This window comes from Staphylococcus sp. EG-SA-2 (assembly GCF_017152085.1).
Map to the genome: position 1 here is coordinate 1 of NZ_JACYHC010001143.1, position 681 is coordinate 681.

Genomic DNA, 681 nt, shown 5'->3' on the forward strand with positions numbered 1-681 from the left:
TATAGCTGTAAACTATATTATCAAATGATTTTTGGAGGGACTTCATAATGAACAAAGATTTAAAAGGTTTATATGCAGCGTTACTCGTTCCTTTTGATGAAAATGGTCAAGTAAATGAACAAGGACTTAAACAAATTGCTCAAAATGCCATTGAAACTGAAGAATTAGACGGTCTTTATGTAAATGGTAGCTCAGGCGAAAACTTTTTATTAAATACAGAGCAGAAGAAGCAAGTTTTCAAGGTTGCCAAAGAGGCAGTTGGGGATAAAGTGAAATTGATTGCTCAAGTAGGTTCGTTAGATTTAAATGAAGCCATTGAACTCGGAAAATATGCCACAGAACTCGGTTATGATGCACTTTCTGCCGTAACACCATTCTACTATCCATTTACTTTTGAAGAAATTAGAGATTACTATTTCGATATTATCGAAGCAACACAGAACAATATGATTATTTATGCAATACCAGATTTAACAGGTGTGAATATTTCTATTGAACAATTCAGCGAGCTATTTAATCACGAAAAAATTGTTGGTGTTAAATATACAGCGCCGAACTTCTTCCTACTCGAACGTATTAGAAAAGCATTCCCAGACAAATTAATCTTATCTGGCTTTGATGAAATGTTAGTTCAAGCTACGATTTCTGGCGTAGATGGTGCAATTGGTTCTACATATAACG

At 34.2% G+C, this 681-nt stretch carries 1 protein-coding gene; it reads left to right on the top strand.

Annotation, left to right across the window (positions count from 1 at the left end):
* Positions 1 to 47: 47 nt before the first annotated feature.
* Positions 48 to 681 (top strand): N-acetylneuraminate lyase (locus tag IDG60_RS18980; protein WP_206161061.1); only part of this gene is annotated, 634 nt, incomplete at its 3' end.